General features: G+C 64.8%; 19 protein-coding genes. 7 read left to right on the forward strand and 12 right to left on the reverse strand.

All coding sequences use genetic code 11. From position 1 onward, the window contains the following. Positions 1 to 42: 42 nt before the first annotated feature. The gene (locus tag C8N35_RS09645) at positions 43 to 975 is read left to right on the forward strand and encodes an ABC transporter ATP-binding protein (protein ID WP_107989464.1); all 933 of its coding nucleotides are present in this window, start codon (positions 43 to 45) and stop codon (positions 973 to 975) included. A gap of 74 nt (positions 976 to 1,049) precedes the next feature. Beyond that, entirely contained in the window at positions 1,050 to 2,141 is a 1,092-nt protein-coding gene (locus C8N35_RS09650; protein ID WP_245926750.1) for an ABC transporter permease, read from the forward strand. A gap of 102 nt (positions 2,142 to 2,243) precedes the next feature. Here C8N35_RS09650 and C8N35_RS09655 read toward each other — a convergent pair whose 3' ends face one another. Both C8N35_RS09655 and C8N35_RS09660 read right to left on the reverse strand, forming a co-directional pair. Continuing rightward, on the reverse strand, positions 2,244 to 2,786 hold the full coding sequence (locus C8N35_RS09655; RefSeq protein WP_107989655.1) for an Hpt domain-containing protein: 543 nt from the start codon (positions 2,784 to 2,786) through the stop codon (positions 2,244 to 2,246). A 151-nt stretch (positions 2,787 to 2,937) separates the two neighbouring features. Next, positions 2,938 to 3,723, reverse strand: a complete 786-nt coding sequence (locus tag C8N35_RS09660; RefSeq protein ID WP_107989466.1) for an NAD kinase — start codon at positions 3,721 to 3,723, stop codon at positions 2,938 to 2,940. A gap of 219 nt (positions 3,724 to 3,942) precedes the next feature. On the opposite strand from C8N35_RS09660, the gene cutA reads away from it, so the two are divergent. After that, complete coding sequence (gene cutA / locus C8N35_RS09665; protein ID WP_107989467.1) at positions 3,943 to 4,269, forward strand: divalent-cation tolerance protein CutA; 327 nt, start codon at positions 3,943 to 3,945, stop codon at positions 4,267 to 4,269. A gap of 133 nt (positions 4,270 to 4,402) precedes the next feature. Here the strand turns inward: cutA and C8N35_RS09670 are convergent, their stop codons facing one another. The 5 genes from C8N35_RS09670 to C8N35_RS09690 form a co-directional block, all read right to left on the reverse strand. Further along, complete coding sequence (locus C8N35_RS09670; RefSeq protein WP_107989468.1) at positions 4,403 to 5,323, reverse strand: c-type cytochrome; 921 nt, start codon at positions 5,321 to 5,323, stop codon at positions 4,403 to 4,405. A gap of 105 nt (positions 5,324 to 5,428) precedes the next feature. Continuing rightward, positions 5,429 to 5,878, reverse strand: coding sequence for a c-type cytochrome (locus tag C8N35_RS09675; RefSeq protein ID WP_107989469.1), 450 nt, complete (start codon positions 5,876 to 5,878; stop codon positions 5,429 to 5,431). Positions 5,879 to 6,066: 188 nt separating this feature from the next. Continuing rightward, positions 6,067 to 7,578, reverse strand: coding sequence for a glycerol kinase GlpK (gene glpK, locus C8N35_RS09680; RefSeq protein ID WP_107989470.1), 1,512 nt, complete (start codon positions 7,576 to 7,578; stop codon positions 6,067 to 6,069). Positions 7,579 to 7,695: 117 nt separating this feature from the next. Beyond that, positions 7,696 to 8,847, reverse strand: a complete 1,152-nt coding sequence (locus C8N35_RS09685) for a DUF2336 domain-containing protein (RefSeq protein WP_107989471.1) — start codon at positions 8,845 to 8,847, stop codon at positions 7,696 to 7,698. 137 nt (positions 8,848 to 8,984) lie between these two features. Then, the gene (locus C8N35_RS09690; protein ID WP_107989472.1) at positions 8,985 to 10,442 is read right to left on the reverse strand and encodes a hypothetical protein; all 1,458 of its coding nucleotides are present in this window, start codon (positions 10,440 to 10,442) and stop codon (positions 8,985 to 8,987) included. 171 nt (positions 10,443 to 10,613) lie between these two features. Between C8N35_RS09690 and C8N35_RS09695 the strand changes: the two genes are divergently transcribed. Both C8N35_RS09695 and C8N35_RS09700 read left to right on the forward strand, forming a co-directional pair. Next, positions 10,614 to 11,087: a MaoC family dehydratase gene (locus C8N35_RS09695; protein ID WP_107989473.1), complete on the forward strand. Its 474-nt coding sequence runs from the start codon at positions 10,614 to 10,616 to the stop codon at positions 11,085 to 11,087. 3 nt (positions 11,088 to 11,090) lie between these two features. Next, positions 11,091 to 11,972 (forward strand): HpcH/HpaI aldolase/citrate lyase family protein, encoded by an 882-nt coding sequence (locus C8N35_RS09700; RefSeq protein ID WP_107989474.1) that lies wholly within the window; start codon positions 11,091 to 11,093, stop codon positions 11,970 to 11,972. Positions 11,973 to 12,177: 205 nt separating this feature from the next. On the opposite strand, the gene C8N35_RS09705 is transcribed toward C8N35_RS09700, so the two are convergent. Then, positions 12,178 to 12,807 (reverse strand): flavin reductase family protein, encoded by a 630-nt coding sequence (locus C8N35_RS09705; RefSeq protein WP_107989475.1) that lies wholly within the window; start codon positions 12,805 to 12,807, stop codon positions 12,178 to 12,180. Further along, positions 12,804 to 13,397 (reverse strand): nitroreductase family protein, encoded by a 594-nt coding sequence (locus C8N35_RS09710; protein WP_107989476.1) that lies wholly within the window; start codon positions 13,395 to 13,397, stop codon positions 12,804 to 12,806. The genes C8N35_RS09705 and C8N35_RS09710 overlap by 4 nt, the downstream gene beginning before the upstream one ends. Before the next feature lie 338 nt (positions 13,398 to 13,735). On the opposite strand from C8N35_RS09710, the gene C8N35_RS09715 reads away from it, so the two are divergent. Beyond that, positions 13,736 to 14,917, forward strand: coding sequence for a hypothetical protein (locus C8N35_RS09715; protein ID WP_210203467.1), 1,182 nt, complete (start codon positions 13,736 to 13,738; stop codon positions 14,915 to 14,917). A 542-nt stretch (positions 14,918 to 15,459) separates the two neighbouring features. Here C8N35_RS09715 and thrS read toward each other — a convergent pair. Further along, positions 15,460 to 17,439 (reverse strand): threonine--tRNA ligase, encoded by a 1,980-nt coding sequence (gene thrS, locus C8N35_RS09720; RefSeq protein WP_107989477.1) that lies wholly within the window; start codon positions 17,437 to 17,439, stop codon positions 15,460 to 15,462. A 251-nt stretch (positions 17,440 to 17,690) separates the two neighbouring features. On the opposite strand from thrS, the gene C8N35_RS09725 reads away from it, so the two are divergent. After that, on the forward strand, positions 17,691 to 19,511 hold the full coding sequence (locus C8N35_RS09725; RefSeq protein ID WP_170122061.1) for a monovalent cation:proton antiporter-2 (CPA2) family protein: 1,821 nt from the start codon (positions 17,691 to 17,693) through the stop codon (positions 19,509 to 19,511). Between the two features lie 107 nt (positions 19,512 to 19,618). Here the strand turns inward: C8N35_RS09725 and C8N35_RS09730 are convergent, their stop codons facing one another. Further along, positions 19,619 to 21,091, reverse strand: a complete 1,473-nt coding sequence (locus C8N35_RS09730; protein WP_107989479.1) for a RimK family ATP-grasp domain-containing protein — start codon at positions 21,089 to 21,091, stop codon at positions 19,619 to 19,621. Beyond that, a complete protein-coding gene (locus C8N35_RS09735) occupies positions 21,091 to 22,206 on the reverse strand; it encodes a GNAT family N-acetyltransferase/peptidase C39 family protein (RefSeq protein ID WP_107989480.1) in 1,116 nt (371 codons plus the stop codon). Before C8N35_RS09735 ends, C8N35_RS09730 begins: the two co-directional genes overlap by 1 nt. Between the last annotated feature and the right edge of the window lie 19 nt (positions 22,207 to 22,225).

Genomic DNA, 22,225 nt, shown 5'->3' on the forward strand with positions numbered 1-22,225 from the left:
CGGGAGGGATCGATACACGTTGCAAATCCCGGGGAGCGCATCATGACCGCCGCTCCCGAAATCGCCATCGAGGTGGAAGGCCTGACAAAATCCTTCGGCGACAAGACGGTCGTCAAGGATCTCTCCATGCATGTGGAGCGCGGCCAGATCTATGGCTTTCTGGGTCCCAACGGATCGGGCAAGACCACCACCATCCGCATGCTGTGCGGACTGCTCACCCCCGATGCCGGCCATGGCACGTGCCTGGGCTATGACATTCTGACCGAAAGCGACAAGATCAAGCCGCGCGTCGGCTACATGACACAGCGCTTCTCGCTTTATCAGGACCTCTCCATTCGCGAGAACCTGGAATTCGTGGCCCGTCTCTACGGCCTTGCCAACCCGAAACGGCAGGCGCGCGAGGCCATCGCGCGGCTCGGGCTTTCCGGCCGCGAGGAGCAGCTTGCGGGCGAGCTTTCGGGCGGATGGAAGCAGCGGCTGGCGCTGGGCGCCTGCATCCTCCCCTCTCCCGACCTGCTGCTGCTCGACGAGCCCACCGCCGGTGTCGATCCCAAGGCGCGGCGCGACTTCTGGAACGAGATCCACGGCCTTGCCGCCGACGGGCTGACGGTGCTCGTCTCCACCCACTACATGGACGAGGCCGAGCGCTGTCACGAGATCGCCTATATCGCCTACGGCACGCTGCTGGCGCGCGGCACAGTGGAGGAAGTGATCGCCTCGGCGAACCTTGAGACCTGGACCGTCTCCGGCCCCGACCTGCACGATCTGGCCGACAAGCTGCTGGCGGCGGACGGGATCGACATGGTTGCTCCCTTCGGCTCCTCGCTGCACGTCGCCGGGCGCGACCACGGTGCGCTGGAAGCCGCCATCGCCCCCTGGCGCGGCGATACCCGCTTCACATGGACCTCGTCAGGCGCGACGCTGGAGGACGTGTTCATCGATCTGATGAGCCGCTCGCAGGACAACTTCCAATGACCGGCGACCCCGTGCCCGTGCCACAAACCGCGAGACGCCACATCCGGCTGCCCGGCCTTGCCCGCTTATGGGCCATGTTCATCAAGGAATTCCTGCAGCTTCGCCGCGACCGGGTGACATTCGCGACGATGATCTTCATTCCGCTGATGCAGCTGCTGCTGTTCGGCTTCGCCATCAACACCCAGCCGAAAAACCTGCCGACGGCGGTGCTCTCGCAGGAGAACACCGACGTTTCGCGCGCCATCGTCGCCGCCTTGAAGAACACCTCCTATTTCTCCGTCACCCGGATTGCCGGAACCGAGCAGGAGGTGGATCACTGGTTGCGCGCGGGCACCGTGCAGTTCGTGGTGGAGATCCCCGCGGGCTTCGAGCGGGCCTTGCGCCGGGGCGAGACACCTTCGCTGCTGATCGCCGCCGACGCCACAGATCCGGTCGCTTCCGGCACCGCGCTGGGCTCGCTCTCCGGCGTCGTCTCCCATGCCCTTGCGGGGCTTCACGGCATCCCGAAGGCGCAGACATCCGCGCCCTTCGAAATCCGCCAGCACCGCCGCTACAATCCGGCCAGCGTGACGCGGCTCAACATCGTGCCGGGCATTCTCGGCACCATCCTGACCATGACCATGCTGATCTTCACCGCGCTCTCGGTCACCCGCGAGATCGAGCGCGGCACCATGGAGAACCTTCTCTCCATGCCGATCCGCCCGCTGGAGGTGATGCTCGGCAAGATCGCGCCCTACATCCTCGTCGGCTTCCTGCAGGCGGCGCTGATCTTCATCGCCGGCTACCTGATCTTCGACGTGCCGGTGGAGGGAAGCCTGCTGCTGCTCTCAGGCCTGTCGATGCTGTTCATCACGACGAACCTGTCGATCGGCTACACCTTCTCCACGCTCGCGCAGAACCAGCTTCAAGCGATCCAGATGAGCTTCATGTTCTTCCTGCCCAACATCCTGCTGTCGGGCTTCATGTTCCCCTTCGCAGGCATGCCGGTCTGGGCGCAATGGGTGGGCGAGGCGCTGCCGCTGACCCACTATCTGCGCATCGTGCGCGGCATCATGCTGAAGGGATCGGGGCTCACCGACATCGCCCACCCGGCCATGATGCTGACTGCCCTGACGCTTGTCGCGATGACCATCGCCGTCACCCGCTTCCGCCGGACGCTGGATTAGGGGCCGCTCCCTCGAGGAAAGGACAGCACCTAATGAGGGGGAAATGACGGGGAAAGGGGGCGACTTCGAAACCGAAGGGTATTCGAGAGCGGGCGGTCCGCCTCAGTCGTCTTCCAGGTCCGCGCGCGGCGGAAGGTCCGCCTCGATGCTGGAAATGTAATCGGCGGTAACGTCGGTGAGCTGCTTGACCAGTGCGTTGGCGATCAGGTCCGCCTCATCGCGCGCGTCTTCCGCCACAATGGCGCGGATCGCCTGGATATGCTGTTCGATCAGGCGCTCGGGCACAAGCGCAACGTCCTGCACTGTTTCCAGCAAATGGCACAGACTGTCGGCGATATGCCCCGCAAGCGGGTAGCCGAGCGTGGCGGCCTGGCCCTTGATGTCGTGCGAATGTCGGAAAAGCGTGTCGCGGCGTTCCTCGTCGAGACCGTTCTCTTCGATATCGACCCAGGTCACGCGCAGCGATTCCGTTTCCTGTTCCATCCAGGAATTGAAATTCGTGGAAAGCTTCGCAAGCGCGGCTTCCGCCGCCGCGACAGGGTCGAAATTCGCCTCTTCGCGCCGGCTGAGCTTGCGGACCTTGGAACGCAGATTGACCGGCGGCGTGATGATTTCGAAGTCACCGTCGGCAGCGCGGTCGTTCATATCCAATCCCTCGCGGCACCATGGTCTGCCCAGATCTGCCGTCGCGAACGCGCGATTATTGGCCATCTCCGGCATTCGATCGCGAAGTATGGGCCCGTTTCGTTAACGAAGGGTATTGCCGCGCGCCCCGCCGGCACCTCCGCACCATTCCTCAGTAGCGGAACATTTCCGTCAGGATGCGCTCGTCCCAGCCGTGGTCGGGATCGAACATGATCAGGCTTTCGGCGTCCCAGTCCTCCGCCACCGACACGCTGCGCACGTTGCGGATCTCGATATGGTCGGCCGCCGCGCTCACCGGGCGCTTGTCGGGTTCCAGAACATCGATGCGGACGTTCGAGCGGTTGGGCAGCAAGGCGCCGCGCCAGCGGCGGGGGCGGAACGGGCTGATCGGCGTCAGCGCCAGAAGCGGCGAATTGATGGGAAGCAACGGCCCGTGGGCGGACAGGTTGTAGGCGGTGGAACCGGCGGGCGTGGAAACCAGAATCCCGTCGCAGATCAGCTCCTCCAGCCGCACGCGGGTGTCGACCGTCACCTTGAGCTTCGCAGCCTGATAGGTCTGGCGCAGCATCGAGACCTCGTTGATCGCACGCGCGGTGTAGACCTCGCCGTCGATATCGACCGCCTCCATCAACAGCGGGTGGATGGTGGTCGTCACGGCCTTGCGAATCCGGTCAAGCAGACCTTCTTCGGCGTATTCGTTCATCAGGAAGCCGACTGAACCGCGATTCATTCCGTAGATCGGAACATGCGAGTTCATGAAGCGGTGCATGGTCTGCAGCATCAGCCCATCGCCACCCAGCGCCACGATCACGTCCGCGGCCTTCGCCGGCGTATCGCCGTAAAGGGTGGCGAGATGATCACGCGCAGCCTTCGCCTCCGCCGTGCGGCTGGAAACGAAGGCGAGCTTCTCGATGAATTTGCCCTGCGGGCTGGTCATGGGATGATCCTGTCTGGCCTTTGAAGCCGGCGCGAGTATGCCGCGCCCGCCCCACCTTTAGCCAGAAGGGGACCGACGAAGCAAAGGAATATCTGCCATGCGCCCTGTGGTTAAGTGAGCAATTGATCCTGCTGCCGCGAAAGCCGATGGTCGAAAGGAACGTCATTCCAACGGCTCCTTTTCCCGAAGGAGCCAGCCCCTGTCCTCCGGGAGACTCAAATGGCTGACGATACCCCCGTCCTCGTCTACTCCACCTTCCCCGATACGGCCTCGGCCCGTGCGGCGGCCGGCGTCCTCGTGCGTGAGCGGCTCGCGGCCTGCGTCAACATGATTCCCGGCATGAAGTCGGTCTATGTGTGGAAGGGCAACGTCGAGGAGAACACCGAGATCGTCTTCATCGCCAAGACTATGCAGACCCGCAGCGACGCGGTGATGGCGACGATCAGGAAGTACCACCCCTACGACGAACCGGCGCTCATCGTCCTGCCGACGGCCGGCGGCGCGCAGAGCTTCTGCGACTGGATCGAGGAACAGGTGGCCGGGTAGCGCAGAAGACTGACGCCAATCCTGTCATGCCGGAGCAAGCGGTTTCGGGCCGGGTCGCTTCCGGGATGACGCCGGAGAGATCCAATAATGAAGCGGAACCTCAAACCGGACGGGCGTGCCGTCGCGCCCGCCGCTACTTCCCGCTCTTCTCGCTCGGCAATGGCGGGATCGACTTCAGATACGCCGCGATCGCCGCGCGGTCTTCGCCCGGCAGATGGGCCATGTTCTCTTGCACCGATGTCATCGACCCGCCGAGCGTGTCGTAGTCGGGCGTGAACCCCGTTTCCAGCGCATAGGCGATATCGGCCTTGCTCCACGCGCCGAGCCCGCTGGGATCGGGCGTCAGGTTGGGCACGAAACCGTCGCCCTCCGGTGCCGGGCCGCCAGCAAGCCAGCGGTCCATCCTGAGGCCGCCGATAAAGTCGCGCGGCGTGTGGCATTCCCCGCAATGCCCCGGCCCGGTGACCAGATAGGCACCGCGATTGATCTCGTCGCTGACATCGGGATCGGGCTCGAAGGTCTTGCCGTCGAGATAGAGCAGCTTCCACAGGCCGAGCCCACGGCGGATAGTGTAGGGAAACGACAGATCGTGCGGCCCCACGACATTCGAAACGGCCGGCAGCCCGTCAAGAAAACCCTTCAGGTCGATGAGATCGGTCTCGCGCATGTGCTGGTAGGAAGTGTAGGGAAAAGCCGGATAGTAATGCCGCCCGTCCGGCGAGACGCCCTTCACCATAGCGGTCACGAAATCGGCCTTCGACCAGCCGCCGATGCCGGTGCGGGTATCGGGCGAGATGTTGGGAACGCGGAACGTGCCGAACGGCGTCACCAGTTCCTGTCCGCCGCCGAGCTTCAGCTTTTCCTCGCCCGTCGCCTTGGCCTTGGCATGGCAGGAGCCGCACCCACCGGCCCAGAAGAGACGCGCGCCGTTGGCGAGATCTGCCTCGTGTTCGGGCAGCGTCGAGGGATAGATGCGCTCGGGAATGGTCAGCCAGTAAAAGCCGGCCGCGCCAATAACGGCCAGAACGATCACCAGCCTGATGAACGAGCGCATGGCTTAACTCCCCCTTGACGTCATGTCATTTCGCGTGAAGATGGCGGCGGGCCGGATGCCGTCGCAAGACAGCGATCCGGCCCGCATGTGCGGTTGGCGTCGTCGCTATTCCTTCTTGAGACGGAAATCCTCGTGGCAGTCCTTGCAGGCCCCGCCGAGCTTGCCCAGCGAGCCGCGCAGGGAATCGATCCCCTCGCCGACCACCGGCGTCAGCTCCGCCGAAACCATCTTCAGGGCCTCCGCATCCTCTTCGAATTCGGCCATGTTCTCCCAGATCTTCGGCGATGCCGCCGTATCGCCGCCGGTTTCGCTGCCCTTGGGGAAGAGAGCGGTGAAGCCGTCGATGCTTTCGTTGATCTTGGTCATGGCAGCCTTGGCCGCGTCCGCGTCATAGGGTTTTTCGCCCTTGGCCATCTCGCCCAGAACCTTCATCGAGCCACCGATGGCCTTCATCGTCTCCTGACGTTGCTTGATCGGATCACCCTGGGCGACCGCCGCTGCGGCAAAGGCGACGACCCCAAGACCGGCCAGCAGGAAAGCTGCACGAATTCGCATTGATCTTCTCCCTTACTCAATGATTTTGAACCATCTCTTGCCGCGCAGGCGACGACAAGCGGCATCCCTTCACTTATCGGTGACGGCACGCGGCGAAAATACCCCGCTGTTCGCAAAAGAACATCCGGTCGCCGCATGTCGACTACGTAAACATACGACTATCGGAATATCAATTCCGGCAGGTCTGGTCAGTTTTTCGAAAGGGTGCGCGACACCGCATCGCGCCATCCCGCGACCATGCGTTCGCGCACCGGCGCATCCATTGTCGGCGTGAACCGGCGCTCAAGCGCCCAGCCCTTCGAAAAGGCGGTCGGATCGGGATAGAGCCCTGCCCCGTAACCGGCGAGATAGGCGGCTCCCTGCACCGTCGTTTCCCGCATGCGCGGCCTGTCGACCGGCGCGTCGAGCACGTCCGCGAGGCGCTGCATGGTCCAGTCCGAGGCGACCATGCCGCCGTCGACGCGCAGCACGGGCGCGCCGGCGCCCGCGCCTTCGTGACCGGCCGCCCGCCAGTCGCCGTGCATCGCGTCGATCAGGTCGTTGGTCTGGAAGCAGACCGCCTCAAGCGCGGCGCGCGCCAGTTCCGCCCGCCCCGTGCCCCGCGTCAGGCCGAAGATGGCGCCCCGGCATTCCGCATCCCAGTAGGGCGCGCCGAGGCCGACGAAGGCGGGCACCATGTAGACCTCCTGAGCGGCATCCGCGATCGCCGCCAGATCGCCCGATTGCGCTGCATCCTCCAGAATGTGCAATCCGTCGCGCAGCCACTGCACCGCGGCGCCCGCCACAAAGATCGCGCCTTCCAGCGCATAGGTCGGCTGACCATCGAACTGGTAGGCGATGGTGGTCAGCAACCGGCTTTTCGAGATCACCGGCGCATTGCCGGTGTTGAGCACCGCGAAACAGCCCGTGCCGTAGGTCGACTTGACCATTCCCGGCTCGAAACACGCCTGGCCGACGGTCGCCGCCTGCTGGTCGCCGGCCATGCCGCGGATCGCGATGGGCCCGCCGAGAAGATCGGGATCGGACGTTCCGAAATCGGCCGCGCAATCGCGCACCTCGGGCAGCATGCAGGCAGGCACGCGGAAGAGATCGAGCAGCGCCTCGTCCCAGCGCCCTTCATGAATGTTGTAGAGCGCGGTGCGGCTGGCGTTGGTGGCATCGGTTGCATGCACCGCGCCATCGGTGAGCCGCCACAACAGGAAGCTGTCGACCGTGCCGAAGGCGAGCCTGCCCGCCTCCGCCGCAGATCGCGCTCCGTCCGTGTTGTCGAGAATCCAGGCGATCTTGGACGCGGAGAAATAGGGATCGAGCAACAGGCCGGTGCGCGAACTCACCAGCGTTTCCCTGCCCGCCTCGCGCAACGCCTGGCAGGTCGCGGCGGTGCGGCGGTCCTGCCACACGATCGCCGGAGCCACGGCACGCCCGGTGCGACGATCCCAGACCACGGTCGTCTCGCGCTGGTTGGTGATACCGATCGAGGCGATATCGCCGGCCTCGACACCTGCGGACGTCATCGCCCGGCGGCAGGTGGAAACCACCGTCGCCCACAAGTCCTCCGGCTCATGCTCGACCCAGCCGGGATGCGGATAATGTTGCTCGAACTCCATCTGAGCGACGCCCTTTACCCGCATCGCCTCATCGAACACCATTGCCCGCGTGGACGTGGTTCCCTGGTCGATCGCCAACACATGACCGGTCATTGCGCGTTCCTCCCGCATATCGTGCTTGTCGCGTTGTCGGGCGCGAGAATGCCCGCCCTCCGCGATTTCGACAAGGTGGGCACGTCGCCGCTGCAAAGGTGGGGAGGGATCGGCCGCTCAGGCGGCGGGAAGGCTGGCCTGGCGGACAAACAGACGGGCGGATTCGCGCGCGGACTCGCTTTCCAGCCGCCGCAACAGACGGCGCAGGGTATCGAGGCCGTCGTCGAATCCCTCCTCCGGCGCGTGATCGTCGAGCACGGTCTCGATCATCCGGCGGGTGAAGGAAAAGCCCGACAACGGCTCGCCGGCCGCCGCGATTTCCCGATAACTCAGGACCGCGGTCTCGAACGCGGAATGAAGCTTTGGCGGCAGCCCCGCCCGCTTGAACAGAGCCCTGAGGCTCGACGCCCAGCCATTGATCACGATGGTCTCCACGCGCGGACCCGGCATCTCTCCCAGATCGCTCATCGCGGCAATGAAAAGGCTCATGTTGCCTGTGCAAAGGGCGCGCAGCAGCAGCGTCGGCGTGAGCTGGGCGCTTTCGCGCAGGTGAACCACCAGACCGCAGATATCCGCGCGATCGGCGTCGCGCGCCATGGCCACCGTGATCCGGTCGCGCGCCTCGCCCAGCATCGTGCGGGCCCGTTCCGCCTTGAGCCCGGTTCCCACGGCAGGAACCCGGCAAAGCTGCTCGGCCAGTTGCGCCACCAGCTTCTGCTTCACCGCCAGCGGAACGCCGGCGCGCGTCATCAACACCCGGCGCAGCTCCGCATCGCTGTCGAAACGCTCCACGAGCCGTTCCAGCGCGCCCCGCCTCAGATCCGCGGCCGGGTTTGCGAGCAGTTCCAGACAGGCATCGAGCACGCCCGTCTCGGCCAGAGAGGCGGCCACGGCGGCGGAAACCGACGGCCGCCGTGCGACCGCCATCTGCATGTCTGCATCGCCGAGCGCGGCGAAATCGATCAGCTCCGCATCGAGAAACAGCGGCGAACGCATCAGCACCAGCGAAGCAATGGGAGGAATGTCGTTGGCCAGCGAGAGAATGACGTGACGCGGCGCATCGGCGCTGTCGGCCAGCGTATCGGCGAGCGCGGCGCGCACGCATGGCGAGACGTCGTCGAGCAGCCACGTCATCGCCGCTTCCGCGTCCGCGCGGTCTTCCCTGTCGAGATCGGATGTCAGATAGGCACGCGCCAGCGCCTGCGCCGCATCCGCGCGCGGCGCATCCGGGGCCGTCTCCATCCAACAGAGAAGATTGCGGATAAACATCGATAAGTCCCGGACGGGATGAACCTGGACACCCACTGTGCCAGCCAAGACTTAAGATTGGGTTCACCATGTTGCGCACGGGCGATGCCCCCGCGCGAAAGGCGATCCGGGTGGGTCGCCGTCATCGCGCCTCACCATCATGCGGGAGGGACGAGATCCTCCGGCTCCTTGAAGATCTGGTACTTCAGGAACCCGGTGAGATCGAAGGGCCTGCCGTCGGAGATGGAGCCGGTCTGATTGGAGGCGACCTGCATGGTCCCCTGCGCATCCCTTGAAGCCGTATGCGCCTCGACCGCCTCCTGCAGCTCCTGCGGGCTAGCACGGAAGGCACTCACGAACGTATCGTCGAAGCGGGCGTCGGCGGGCGTCTCCTGCGTGCGAAACAGAGCCTGAAACGGTGTCGAGGCCTGGGACGCGCGCCAGGCGGCGGAAATGCGCGCCGAGGCACTGCCGCTGGTAAACAGGTCTTCGCCTTCGCCGGAGACGGAGGACGTGGCGGCGTCCGCAACGGCGCGCGGAGCGGCAGGCGTATCCGCCACCTCCGCTTCGGCCAGAGCCACGGCGACGGCAGGATCGGGCACGGGCAATTCGGCTTCGGCTGCGGTCTCACGGACCGGTTTGACTGCCGGCGGCATCGGCGCGAAGGCGGTCAGCGTGCCGCCCTGCGCGTTGTCTTCGCCCGCACTCTCCGCAGCGCCCTCCGCCATGGCGAGGGTCTGTCTCTGCGCCTCACCGCCTTGTGCCGCATCCGCTTGCGCAACGGCCGGCGCATCCGTTTCGCTCGTCTTGGCAGACGAGGCCAGCGCCCGGGAAAGCTCCCGCGTCTCATCGGGGCGGTAGTAGCGGCTGGCGATCACCGTCTGCGCATCGAGGCTGCCCGCACCGGGAACGCCGGCGGCGGCCGCGATCGCCTGCGCCTTGGCGACCGGCGTCGGGACCGGCTTGGAGGCGGCGACAACGGTCGCATATTCGATGCGCGAGGGGCTGTCATGCTGGGAAACGAGGTTGTCGAGCACCTCGGACACGGAGCGCGAAGACCCGTTATCGTTGTAGAAGATCGACTTGTTCGCCCGCGCCTGACGCGGGAAGACGCCGTCGGCCGCGCGATCGGGATCGTTCTGCGCCAGCCGTATCAGCTTGGAGGCGCCCCCCGCGCCCAGGAAGTGGGCGGCATAGAGTTCGCCATCGGAGGGCTCGCGGCCGAGCTTGCTTTCCAGATAGGTGGCGTTCTTGCGCGTGAACTCGCCCGCCATCGCGGCAGAGATTTCCGGATCCTTGCGCAGGTCAAGGATCTCGCGCCGGCGCGCCGGATCGCTCACCGTGTAGCTGCCGTCGGAGCGCTGGGTGATATCCTCCGCGTAGGCGCCAAGACCGTGCTTGTCGCCCGAGGTTTTCACCGTCTCCAGCCATGTCGACTCGATGAACTGGAACAGTCCGGTTGCGCTGGAACCACTCGCCTTTGCGCTCGCATCGAAATTCGACTCGCGCGATGCCGTCTTGACCAGATAGCGGAAATCGGTTCCGGTCGTGGAACTGGCCGACTGGAAGGCCAGAGCGATGCGAGACGCAATCGAGGGCGTTGCGGCCACTTCCATGACACCCGCCTCCTAGCGGTCTTTTGGCCTGATTGCCGACAGCCTCTTGGTTAATCCGGGCTTAACCATCGCTCGAAATTCGTTAATACAGCGTTAACCATCGCCTAAAGCAGAATGCTTATCCGATGAAAAAACAGCGGAAAACCGCCCTTGGGAAGGAGACACGGCGCAATGCCAGGACTGCATTTCGAAGAATTCGAGGTTGGCCGGATCATCGATCACGAGCTGAGGCGCACCGTGACCGAGATGGACAACATGCTCTTTTCCAACATGACTTTGAACCCGCAACCGCTGCATATCGACCGGCATTTCTGCGAAACCCAGACGGAATGGGGCCAGCCGCTGGTCAATTCGCTGTTCACGCTGGGTCTGATGATCGGCATTTCGGTCAATGACACGACGATCGGCACCACCATCGCCAATCTCGGCATGAGCGACGTGAAATTCCCGCACCCGCTCTTTCACGGCGACACGGTCAACGTGAAGACGCAAGTGCTCTCCAAGCGCGAGTCGCGCTCGCGACCCGATGCCGGGATCGTCGAGTTCGAGCACAAGGCCTTCAATCAGAAGGGCGATCTGGTCGCCGTCTGCCGACGGCAGGCCTTCATGAAGAAGAAGACCGCCGACCTCAAGATGGAGGCGTGAGCCATGCGTTCCCTTCTGTTCGTTCCCGGCGACGACAAGCCGAAGCTCACCAAGGCGCTGGCCAGCGGCGCCGACGTGATGCTGCTTGATCTGGAAGATTCGGTGGCGCAGGACGCCAAGCAGGCGGCTCGCGAGACGACGCGCTACTTCCTGCGCGATACCATAGCAAAGCACGAGCGCCCGCGCCTTTATGTGCGGATCAACGCGCTCGACACCGGCATGAGCGAAACGGACCTCGACGCCGTCATGGCCGCGGCGCCCGAAGGCATCATCCTGCCGAAATCGACCAGCGGGCGCGACGTGGAGCGGCTCGACGCCATGCTCTCCGTCCACGAGGCCGATCGCGGCATCGCCGACGGGCGCACCCGCATCATCGCGATCGCGACCGAGACGGCTGCCTCGCTCTTCACCCTCGGCACCTATCAGGGCGTGAGCGCGCGGCTTGTCGGCATGGCCTGGGGTGGCGAGGATCTGTCCGCCGACATCGGCTCGTCCGTCAACCGCGCCAACGGCGAGTTCACCGAACCCTATCGCTTCGCCCGCAACCTGTGTCTGTTCGGCGCGGTGGCCGCCCATGTCGCGCCTATCGACACCGTCTACACCAACTTCCGCGATCTCGACGGATTGCGGGCGGAGTGCGAGGAGGCGGTGCGCGACGGCTTTACCGCCAAGCTCGCGATCCACCCCGCCCAGGTGCCGGTGATCAACGAGGTCTTCACACCCAACGCCAACGAGATCGAACGCGCCGCACGCATCGTGGGCGCGTTCGAGACAGCGGGCGATGCCGGCGTCATCGGCCTCGATGGCGAAATGCTCGACCGCCCTCACCTGACACGGGCCAGGAAACTGCTGGAACGGGCACGGCTCGCCGGGGTCCATGCCTGAGAGCATGCGGACGGCGGGCGGATGGGCCGCCTGCAAGGAGTTCGTGCCGCGCTGCCCATACGACACACCCTGCTGCCGTCATCACCCGGCGAAGTCCGGGTGATCCATGCCGGATCCGGGGACTACGGCGACCGACAATGGACTGCCCGGACAAAGCCGGGCAGTGACGGCGGAAGGGGTCGTCGCGTCCTTCGCAATTACGCTCTCACGCGGCGCCGGAAGCCTCCCCGCCGCCTCCCCTGGGTCGTGTCATCTGAAAAACATGGTCGACCACCGAGTAATCGTGGTAGCCGAGCCGGGCGAGAGGCCGCAATTCCGTGACGTCGATCACCCCGTCGCGAATTACCGCATCGTCGATATAGATCGAAACCACCTGGCCCAGCACCATCCAGCGGTCGGCCGGCGTCCCTTCAAGATCCCGCAGCTGGAGGGTCTGCAGGTGCCGGCATTCGAGCGCGACCGGAACCTCGCCAACGCGCGGAACCTTGACGGCGGAAGAGGCCACGGCCGTCAGCCCGGTTTCACCGAACTCCGAAACCCCCGACGCATAGGGCGCGGAGGACTGGTTCATCTGTTCGCGCAGCGCGAAAGTGGCGAGGTTGCAGACGAACTCGCCCGTCGTCTCGATGTTCGCGACGGAATCCTTCCAGCCCGCGGACGAGAACATCACGATGTGCGGGTTGTCGCTGACCGCGTTGAAGAAGCTGTAAGGCGCGAGATTGGCATTGCCCTGCGCATCCAGCGAAGAGATCCAGCCGATCGGCCGGGGCGCCACGATGGCCTTGAAGGGATCGTGGCGAAGTCCGTGCTCATTCTTTATCGCGTCGTAGTTCACGTATCGGTTCCTTCCGCCCCCTCGGGGCTCCAGCGGGTCATGACGGTTTCGACATCCGGGCGCGGCCGGTCGACCGGCTCCTCCTGCGGCGTGCCGATATGGACGAAGCCGACGACCCGTTCGTTTTCCTCAATTGCGAAAAGCGCCTTGGCCTTGTCGTCATAGGCGTACCATTCGGTCAGCCATTGCGCGGCAAAGCCCATCGCATGGGCGCCCAGCACGAGGTTCATGCAGGCGGCGGCCGCCGACATCTGCTGCTCCCATTCCGGGATCTTGAAATGCGGCGCGGCGGTGGAGACGACGGCGATCACCAGCGGCGCGCGGGTGAAACGGGTGCGCTCCTGGTTCTGGCGCGCCTCATCCAGATCTCCGGCTTCGGCAAGCTTCAGCGCCAGCAGTTTTTCCCCCGCCGCCTCGCGCGCATCGCCTTCAAACAGCACGAAGCGCCAGGGCTTCAGCTTGCCGTGGTCGGGCACTCGAACGGCGATGGAAAGAAGCGTGCGGATCTGCTCCTCGTCGGGACCGGGAGCGCCCAGCGCAATCGCCGGAATTGTGCGTCGGGTGGTGAGCAGGGAGAGAGCTTCGGGCATGGTACGTTGCAGCCTTTCCTGGTCGCGTCCCCATCAACGGGAACTGCGTCTTTGTGTCGACCGATCCCCGGTTCCTCGCGCGAAGAACCGTGCCGGCAATAGATTCGGTGATTGAAAACAATATTTTAGGAAAATCATCGCGCGGCCATGTGAGCGCAACAGCCCCGTATCTGTCAATGCTTCGCACGACCGGACCGCATCCGGCGGACTTGAAATCGCCAACCTTTTGCGGCTGAGAGAGGTATCGGCCCGCTGGCCAATCGCGGCGCGACAAGGCATAACCGGGCGAACGAACAAGAAGGGCAGCCCCGGCGCGCCCGAAAACGCGGAAGATGCTGATGGCTTTCCGGCCGACCACGACACATCCCAATCCGGCCATTGCGGCGCGATCGGCGCTGTTCGCGATTTCCATACCGCTAAGGCGTGCCCTCGCGTCGCTCGCAGGCGCCTTTCTTGTGGTCGCGCTCGCCGTCACCACGTCCGCCACCGCCCAGGAGACGGCGCCGGTCCCCCCGCTGCCGATCCCCTCGCCCGAGGACTCGTTCTCGCAAGCCCCCGCGCCCGCCGGAGCGCCTGGAGTGCCCCCTGCGCCGCAGCCGGAAGACGCACCGGAACCCTCTCTCGACTTTCTGCTCAACTCCCCGACGATGACACCGTTGCCGAGGGACGCGTTGCCCTACGCGCCCGCAGCGACACCCCAGACCGGCAAGCCCGGAGATCCGTCTGAAACCACGCTCTACATGATGGCGCGGCTGACCGACAATGGCCCGCTGATCGACAACGGGCTGGTATGGCGCGTCTATTCGCAGACGATCAACGACGAGGGGCATCTCGACCTGATCGCCAAGTCCAAGGGCGGCGACGCGGAGTTCCAGCTCGATCCGGGAACCTACCTCGTCTACACCGCCTACGGTCATGCAGGCGTGACCACCAAGGTCACGGTGGCGCGCGGCCAGACCTCCAAAACGGTGGTTTTCAATGCCGGCGGCATCAAGCTCAACGGGGTCGTTTCCAAGACCGTTCCGCTCGATATCGCCAAGGTCCGCTTCGATATCTACGAGATGGACTTCAACACCCGAGGCGAGCGCAAGCTGGTGGCGCGCAACGTCCTGCCCGGCAAGATCGTGCCGCTCAACGCCGGCACCTATCATGTCGTCAGCCGCTATGGCCGGGTCAACGCGACGGTGCGGGCCGACATCAAGGTCGAGGCCGGCAAGCTGACCGAGGCGACGATCTACCACAACGCGGCGGAAGTAACGCTGAAGCTCGTCAACGAGTTCGGCGGCGAGGCGATCGCCAACACCGCCTGGTCGGTGCTGACCGCCAGCGGCGATTCCGTCGTGGAAGGCAACGGCGCCTTCCCCTCCTATGTGCTGACCGCCGGCAAGTACACGGTCGTCGCCCGCAATCAGGGTCGGCTCTTCTCGCGCGAATTCGAGGTGAAGCCCGGCCGCAACGCCGAGGTGGAAGTCCGCACCAAGGATGGCAACGCCGCCGGCCTCGCGCTCGATACTGACTGAGGGCTCGGCCGCTGCGACGTGATGTTGGGATGCCAACCCTGTGGTGGGATCATCCGGCGTCATCCCGGGCGCGTCGGGCTCCTGGCTTTTGCTTGTGCCTCTCGTTCAAGGACTCTCTTTCAGTCATCACTCGGCGCAGTCCGGGCAATCCACCTCCGGTTGCGGCATGCGCGGAGAACGCTGGATCACCCGGACTTCGCCGGGTGATGACGTTGGAGGGATTGGTGTGAGCGGCGAAAGGTACCACTCGCGCGCCTCGTGTCCGGCGGGCCGCCGAGCCGGCCCCAGAGCCGGGATCGTCCCGCAAGATCCACCTCTTCCCGCCTGTCGACATCACGGCATGAATTGCCGGTCGGAGCCGACAATGACGGATGGGAGAGCAGGAAAAACAACCGGGGACTTCGGTAACACCGGCCCCGTCAGCCGTTGCGGGAAGCGTCACCTCGACCGACAGGCAAACAACGCGTCGCGTCTCCGAAAAACGAAAAAAGCGGGCACCTGGCCCGCTTTCCTCTCGATCTTGTCCGGTTCAGCGGTGAGCGTTACTGCACCCGCTTCAGGTCCGGCGCCATCGCCTCATCGGTGAGCGACGCGATCGCCTCGTCGAGCGTCATCGACGTCTGGTCCTTTGAGCCGAGGCGGCGGATGTTCACCGTCCCCTCCTCCGCCTCGCGCTTGCCGCACACGAGGATGACCGGAACCTTCGCCAGCGAATGCTCGCGGACCTTGTAGTTGATCTTCTCGTTGCGAAGATCCAGCTCCACCTTCAGCCCCGCGCGTTTCAGCCTGGCGTGAACCTCGCTGGCGTAGTCGTCCGCATCCGAGGTGATGGTAGTCACCACCACCTGTTTCGGCGCGATCCAGAGCGGGAAATGCCCGGCGAAGTTCTCGATCAGAATGCCGAGGAAACGCTCCATCGAGCCGCAGATGGCGCGGTGGATCATCACCGGGGTCTTCTTCTCGCCGTCTGAATCGACGTAGAAGGCGCCGAAGCGCTCCGGCAGGTTGAAGTCGACCTGGGTCGTGCCGCACTGCCATTCGCGGCCGATGGCGTCACGCAGGGTGTATTCGAACTTCGGGCCGTAGAAGGCGCCCTCGCCCGGCAGGATGTCGGTCTTGATGCGGCCGCCGGCCTGCGCCTCGATCTGCTTCAGAACCGCGCCCATGACCTCTTCGGCATGATCCCACGCCTCATCGGTCCCGACGCGCTTTTCCGGACGGGTGGAGAGCTTCACGACGATCTCTTCGAAGCCGAAATCCTCGTAGACCGAGAGGATCAGGTCGTTGATCTTCAGGCACTCGGCCGCCAGCTGTTCCTCGGTGCAGAAGACGTGGGCATCGTCCTGGGTGAAGCCGCGCACGCGCATCAGCCCGTGCATGGCGCCCGAGGGCTCGTAGCGGTGCACCATGCCGAATTCGGCGAGGCGCAGCGGCAGGTCGCGGTAGCTCTTCAGCCCATGCTTGAAGATCTGCACATGGCCCGGGCAGTTCATCGGCTTCAGCGCGTAGACGCGGTCGTCCTCGCTCTCGGGATCGGCGCACTGCACGGAGAACATGTTCTCCTTGTACCAGGTCCAGTGGCCCGAGGTCTCCCACAGCGAGGTGTGCAACACCTGCGGCGCATTCACCTCGTCGTAGTCGCCGGCAAGACGACGGCGCATGTAGGAAACGAGGGTCTGGAACAGCGTCCAGCCCTTGGCATGCCAGAAGACGACGCCCGGCCCCTCCTCCTGGAAGTGGAAGAGATCCATCTCGCGGCCCAGCCGCCGGTGGTCGCGCTTTTCCGCTTCCTCCAGCATGGTGATATAGGCCTTGAGATCCTTCTCGTCCGCCCAGGCGGTGCCGTAGATACGCGTCAGCATCGGGTTGTTGCTGTCGCCGCGCCAATAGGCGCCGGCCACCTTCATCAGCTTGAAGGCGTTGCCGATGCGGCCCGTGGAATCCATGTGCGGCCCGCGGCACAGGTCGAACCAGTCGCCCTGGTGGTAGATCTTGACGTCCTGATCTTCCGGGATCGCGTCGACCAGCTCCACCTTGTAGGCCTCGCCCATGTCGGCGAAGACCGTCTTGGCCTTCTGGCGCGACCAGACGTCCTTGGTGAAGGGCGCGTTCTTCTGGATGATCTCGCGCATCTTCTTCTCGATCACCGGCAGGTCTTCCGGCGTGAACGGCCAGTCTTCCTGGGTGTCGGGATGGACGCGCTTGAAATCGTAGTAGAAGCCGTTCTCGATGACGGGGCCGATGGTGACCTGGGTGCCCGGCCACAGCGCCTGTACGGCCTCGGCCATCACGTGGGCGGCATCGTGGCGGATCAGCTCCAGCGCGCGCGGATCGTCCCGCGTCACGATCTCGATCTTCGCATCGTGCTGGATCGGATCGGCGAGATCGCACAGCTCGCCATCGAGCGCGACGGCGACGGCCTTCTTGGAAAGCGACTTGGAAATGCCTTCCGCGACAGCCTTGCCGGTCACGCCGGGCTCGAAATCACGTACGGAATTGTCTGGGAAAGTCAGATGTATCATGTCTGTCTCCTGGCTCACTCCTGCAAACGAGGCAGGTAAGCGGGGTTGTCATATAGGCACGGGGAATAAGTGTTTCGAGCGCGCGCGTAAAGGGGGGAGGGACGCGCTGCACCTGGTTCGCGCAAGAACAGCGCATGACACCCGCCGCCTTTTCTCGACAAAATTCTGCGATGCAAACTTGCGCCGGGCCGGCTACTTTCCATTTCCCGACCCGTTCGCCCGGTCCTGCCCGATCTGGAGATGAGCCCCTCGTGCCCTGGTATCAACCCGACCATGTCGAGATCTTCTTCTGGGAAGCGCTGGCGCTGCTCGTCGTTTCCTGCGTGCTGGTACCGCTGTTCCGGCGCCTGGGGCTCGGCACGGTTCTGGGCTACCTGACAGCCGGCGTCTGCGTCGGCTCCGGCCTGTCGCTGAATTTCGACGTGCCCGCCGAGGAACTCCTGCACTTCGCCGAGTTCGGCGTGGTGCTGTTCCTGTTCGTCATCGGGCTGGAGCTGAAACCCTCCCAGCTGTGGACCATGCGGCGCAAGATCTTCGGGCTGGGGCTCGCGCAGGTTGTGCTCTGCGGCGCGGTGATGACCCTGCCGCCCTATCTCTACGGCCTCGGCTGGAGCGCGAGCATCGTCATCGGCGCCGGCCTTGCGCTTTCCTCCACCGCGCTCGTCATGCAGATGCTGGACGAACATGGCGACCGCGCCGAGCCCTATGGCCGCGTCGCCTTCTACATCCTGCTGTTTCAGGATCTCGCCATCGTGCCGTTGTTGCTGCTCGTCAGGATGCTGTCGCCGCACGGCGAGGAACCGAGCCTGACGGATGCGCTGACGAACGGCGCCATCGCCGCCTGCGCCATTGCGCTTCTCGTCATCGTCGGCCGCTACATGCTGGAGCCGATCTTCCGGCTGCTGTCGCGCACCCGGCTGCCGGAGATCATGACGGCGAGCGCGCTTGCCGTCGTCATCGCCGCCGCCCTCGTCATGGACATGGCCGGCATGTCCTACGCCATGGGCGCCTTCATCGCCGGCGTGCTCTTGTCGGAATCGCCCTTCCGCCATGAAGTCGAAGCGAATATCGAACCGTTCCGCGGGCTTTTCCTCGGGCTGTTCTTCATCGCCGTCGGCATTTCGCTCGACCTGCGGGTGGTGGCCGCGAACTGGCTGCTCATCGCGCTGGCTGTACCGCTGTTCATGACGCTGAAGGGCCTTGCCACGCATCTCGTGCTGCGTGCCGGCGGGCTGCCGCCCCATTGCTCAAGGCTCGCCGCCCTGTCGCTCTGCCAGCACGGCGAATTCGGTTTCGTGCTGTTCTCCACGGCTGCCGGCGCCGGGGTCCTGCCGCACGACATCGCCTCCATTCTGGTCGCGGTGATTTCCTTCTCCATGGCCGCCGCCCCCTTCGCCGACAGGTTGCGCCCGCTCATCGACGGCCGCGCGGTGCCGGAAACCATCGATGAGGATTTTTCCGACGCAGGCGGCAACGTGCTCGTCATCGGCTTCGGCCGTATCGGCCAGGTCGTGACGCAGTCGCTCTTGGCCGCCGGCGCGTCGGTGACGCTGCTCGACAACGATCCCGACCGTATCCGCGAGGCCCGCAGGTTCGGAACGCGCGTCCACTTCGGCGATGGAACGCGCCGCGACGTGCTGCGCGTGGCGGGCGCCGAAGACGCGGATCTCATCGCCATCTGCTCCGACCGGCCGGAACAGACCGTCGGCATGATCGAGATGATCCGCCGCGAATTCCCGAAGCCGAAACTGATCGCGCGAACCTACGACCGCATTCATTCGATCCAGGTCGCCAATCTGGGCCTTGATGCGGAGGTGCGCGAAACGTTCGAATCCGCCGTGCGCCTCGGCGGTCACGCGCTGGAGGCGCTGGGCCTGACAGAGGCACGCATCGAGGAACTCATCGCCGACGTGCGCCACCGCGACCTTGAACGCCTGCGCGAGCAGATCCGTGCCGCCTCGGGCGCATCGGGCCGCAAGGAGGCGATCAGGAAGGTCCGCCCCGAGCCGTTGGCCCGGCTCAGACGGAAGGCGGCGGAAATCAGGGACGGCAAAAAGATGCCATCGGCGTGAGAGCGGCGGGATGGGGCCTCTCCGACATTGAACGGGTGTCCCATCTCGAAGGATGCGCTACACGAAAGACCGGCGCCACGAAGCACCAACACCCGCCTCCCGCGCGCCTACCCCGAATAATGCGCGTCGAGCCGGCGGACGAACCACTGCACCAGCCGGTCCCAGACGAATTCCTTCTCCGCGGCATCTTCCACGCCGTGTTCCAGGTTCGGATTGTCGTTGACCTCGATGACCACGCAGCGCCCATCGGTCTCCTTGATGTCGACGCCGTAGAGCCCCTGCCCGATGAGACGGGCCGCGCGCACCGCGTTGTCGATCACCTCCGGCGGCGCCTCGTTGAGCGCGCAGGGCTTGAAGTCGCCCTCCACCGCCGGCTTGCCCTTTTCGTGGTGGATGATCTGCCAGTGCTTCTTTGCCATCATGTACTGGCACACGAACAGCGGCTCGCCGTCGAGAACCCCGACGCGCCAGTCGAATTCGGTTGGACAGAATTCCTGGGCGAGCACCAGATCGGAATCCTCGAACAGCTCCTTCAGCCTCGCCTCGGCATCCGTCCGGTTCTCCACCTTGAACACGCCGCGCGAGAACGAGCCGTCCGGAATCTTCAGCACGACCGGATAGCCGAGCTTCTCCTCCATCCTGGGCGTATCCTTGAGCGAGCTCATGATCACCGTCTTCGGAGTCGGAATGCCGTGCGCTTCCAGAAGTTCGGCGAGATAGACCTTGTTGGTGCAGCGGATCATCGAGACCGGATCGTCGATGACCGGCATGCCCTCCTGTACCGCGCGCTTGGCGAAGCGGTAGGTGTGGTTGTCGATCGAGGTCGTTTCGCGGATGAACAGGGCGTCGTACTGGGCGAGCTGATGGAAATTGTCCTTGCCGATCTCCACCACTTCCACGCCATGACGTTGGGCGAGCTTGGCCAGATAGCGCAGCGAGGCGGGCGAGGTGGGCGGCAGCACCTCTTTCGGATTCCGCAGCACGGCAAGCGAGTATTTCAGCTGCGCCCGCGTCTTCGGCGCCCGCCACGAGCGCCGCGAATAAACCTCCAGCGCCTCGTGGAAGAAGTCCCGGTCCTCGTCGGAAATGTCGTGGATGGAGACGGTGCGGATGCGGTCGATGGTCGACCACTCGCCGTATTTGATGGTCACCTGGATGAGCGGCGCGCGGAACCAGTCGAACAGCAGCCGGGCAAAGCGCAGGAAACGCGCCTCGCGCACGGCGCCGAAGCAGATGGTGAGGCGCAGGTTGCCCTCAGTCGGCTCCGCCGCCCCGCGCAATTCGCGGTTGAGGCTGTCCTCCAGTTCCGGCAGCGCGATGCGGTAGAGCGTCTTGCGCGAAAGATCGACCATCGTCTCCACGTTCGGGATGACGCGATGGCCGCGCGCCGCCGCCAGCAGCGAGGCGTAATAACCCGCCCCCTGGTAGGCATAGGAGCGCGAGAGATTGACGATGGTGGGGTGCGCGCCCCGAAAGAGCCTGGGGCTCGTGATGTATTCGCGCACCGTCATGACCTTGTGCGGGGTTTCCGCGTTCGAAAAGTCCTTGGCGTGATCGACAAGGATGACCCATGCGGCCATCAGGCAGCCTTTCTGAGGAGAATCTGCGCCCGTACGCCCGCGCGGCCCCAACGGGCCATGCGGTCGAATGCGGCGTCGGGAATAGGCAGGGAGGAGGAATCCGTGGCGCTTTCGAAACCTTCGTATTCGAGCCAGGGATCGTGAATGACGAGATGGCCCGGATCGGCCGCATGGACAATGACCCAATGCGGCTCGCGCCGGCCGAACATCTGGTAGCCGGAGATCAGCACGATCGCGACGGCGCCCGAAGCGATCGCCGCCGCCAACTCCCGCGGGGAGAGCGGTTCGGCGGAAACGGGAATGCCCATCACCTCGGCCTGGTTGCGATAGTCCTGCTGGACGATGGTCATCACGCGCTGCTTCTCCGGATCGCGGACCGAATTGAGAAACAGGAAATCGTCCGTATTAAGACGCACTTCGACATCGATCCCGCGCCGCGCCGCCGCGACAGCCAGACCATAGGGACCGCAGCCGCCGAGGCCGGAAGCGAGGTAAATCGTTGTGGTCTCGCGCCATAGCCGCAGTTCCAGCGCCTCGCCGAGTTCGGTCTCCGCGTTGAAATGCTTCAGCGCCATGGCAAGGCAGGCAGGGCCGCAGGTGAATTCCGTCGACTGGTTGTAATAGGGAACCGAGGAGCGCGTGATGGCAGCGTCGTGCAGCAGCTTTTCAAAGCGCAGCGCCGTTTCCCCGTCCTCGTAATAATCGGGCACGCTGCCGCAACGGCGATAGCCCTGCGCCACATAGAGCCGGCAGGCCGCCTCGTTGTCGCGGCGCACCTCCAGCCGCAGCACGATGCGTCCGTTCGCCAACGTCGCCTCCTCGCAGGCCGACAACAGACGACGTGCGATGCCCCGCCCGCGCATGGCCGGATCGACGGCAAGCGAATAAAGCCGCGTCAGCCCGGTGCCGGACCGGTTCAGCAGGACAGCGGAACCGGCGAGCGCCCCCTCCGCCTCGGCGACCAGAATTTCCGCGCTGTCGACCTTGAGCATATGACGGAAGCTGCGCCGGCTGATGCGGTCGCCCTCAAAACAGCGCTCCTCCAGCGCGACAAGCGCTTCGAGATCGTTCGAACAGGCGGGCCGGATCGTGGCCGGAGACGGCGAATTGAGCATGGGGCTCGAAACGGATTGC

Source organism: Breoghania corrubedonensis (assembly GCF_003053845.1).
Lineage (GTDB): Bacteria > Pseudomonadota > Alphaproteobacteria > Rhizobiales > Stappiaceae > Breoghania > Breoghania corrubedonensis.

Bases quoted from the DNA above. Each gene is read 5' to 3' on its own strand.
- C8N35_RS09645 (WP_107989464.1), top strand. From the start codon at position 43: ATGACCGCCGCTCCCGAAATCGCCATCGAGGTGGAAGGCCTGACAAAA.
- C8N35_RS09650 (WP_245926750.1), top strand. From the start codon at position 1,050: ATGTTCATCAAGGAATTCCTGCAGCTTCGCCGCGACCGGGTGACATTC.
- C8N35_RS09655 (WP_107989655.1), bottom strand. From the start codon at position 2,786: ATGAACGACCGCGCTGCCGACGGTGACTTCGAAATCATCACGCCGCCG.
- C8N35_RS09660 (WP_107989466.1), bottom strand. From the start codon at position 3,723: ATGACCAGCCCGCAGGGCAAATTCATCGAGAAGCTCGCCTTCGTTTCC.
- cutA (WP_107989467.1), top strand. From the start codon at position 3,943: ATGGCTGACGATACCCCCGTCCTCGTCTACTCCACCTTCCCCGATACG.
- C8N35_RS09670 (WP_107989468.1), bottom strand. From the start codon at position 5,323: ATGCGCTCGTTCATCAGGCTGGTGATCGTTCTGGCCGTTATTGGCGCG.
- C8N35_RS09675 (WP_107989469.1), bottom strand. From the start codon at position 5,878: ATGCGAATTCGTGCAGCTTTCCTGCTGGCCGGTCTTGGGGTCGTCGCC.
- glpK (WP_107989470.1), bottom strand. From the start codon at position 7,578: ATGACCGGTCATGTGTTGGCGATCGACCAGGGAACCACGTCCACGCGG.
- C8N35_RS09685 (WP_107989471.1), bottom strand. From the start codon at position 8,847: ATGTTTATCCGCAATCTTCTCTGTTGGATGGAGACGGCCCCGGATGCG.
- C8N35_RS09690 (WP_107989472.1), bottom strand. From the start codon at position 10,442: ATGGAAGTGGCCGCAACGCCCTCGATTGCGTCTCGCATCGCTCTGGCC.
- C8N35_RS09695 (WP_107989473.1), top strand. From the start codon at position 10,614: ATGCCAGGACTGCATTTCGAAGAATTCGAGGTTGGCCGGATCATCGAT.
- C8N35_RS09700 (WP_107989474.1), top strand. From the start codon at position 11,091: ATGCGTTCCCTTCTGTTCGTTCCCGGCGACGACAAGCCGAAGCTCACC.
- C8N35_RS09710 (WP_107989476.1), bottom strand. From the start codon at position 13,397: ATGCCCGAAGCTCTCTCCCTGCTCACCACCCGACGCACAATTCCGGCG.
- C8N35_RS09715 (WP_210203467.1), top strand. From the start codon at position 13,736: ATGGCTTTCCGGCCGACCACGACACATCCCAATCCGGCCATTGCGGCG.
- thrS (WP_107989477.1), bottom strand. From the start codon at position 17,439: ATGATACATCTGACTTTCCCAGACAATTCCGTACGTGATTTCGAGCCC.
- C8N35_RS09730 (WP_107989479.1), bottom strand. From the start codon at position 21,091: ATGGCCGCATGGGTCATCCTTGTCGATCACGCCAAGGACTTTTCGAAC.
- C8N35_RS09735 (WP_107989480.1), bottom strand. From the start codon at position 22,206: ATGCTCAATTCGCCGTCTCCGGCCACGATCCGGCCCGCCTGTTCGAAC.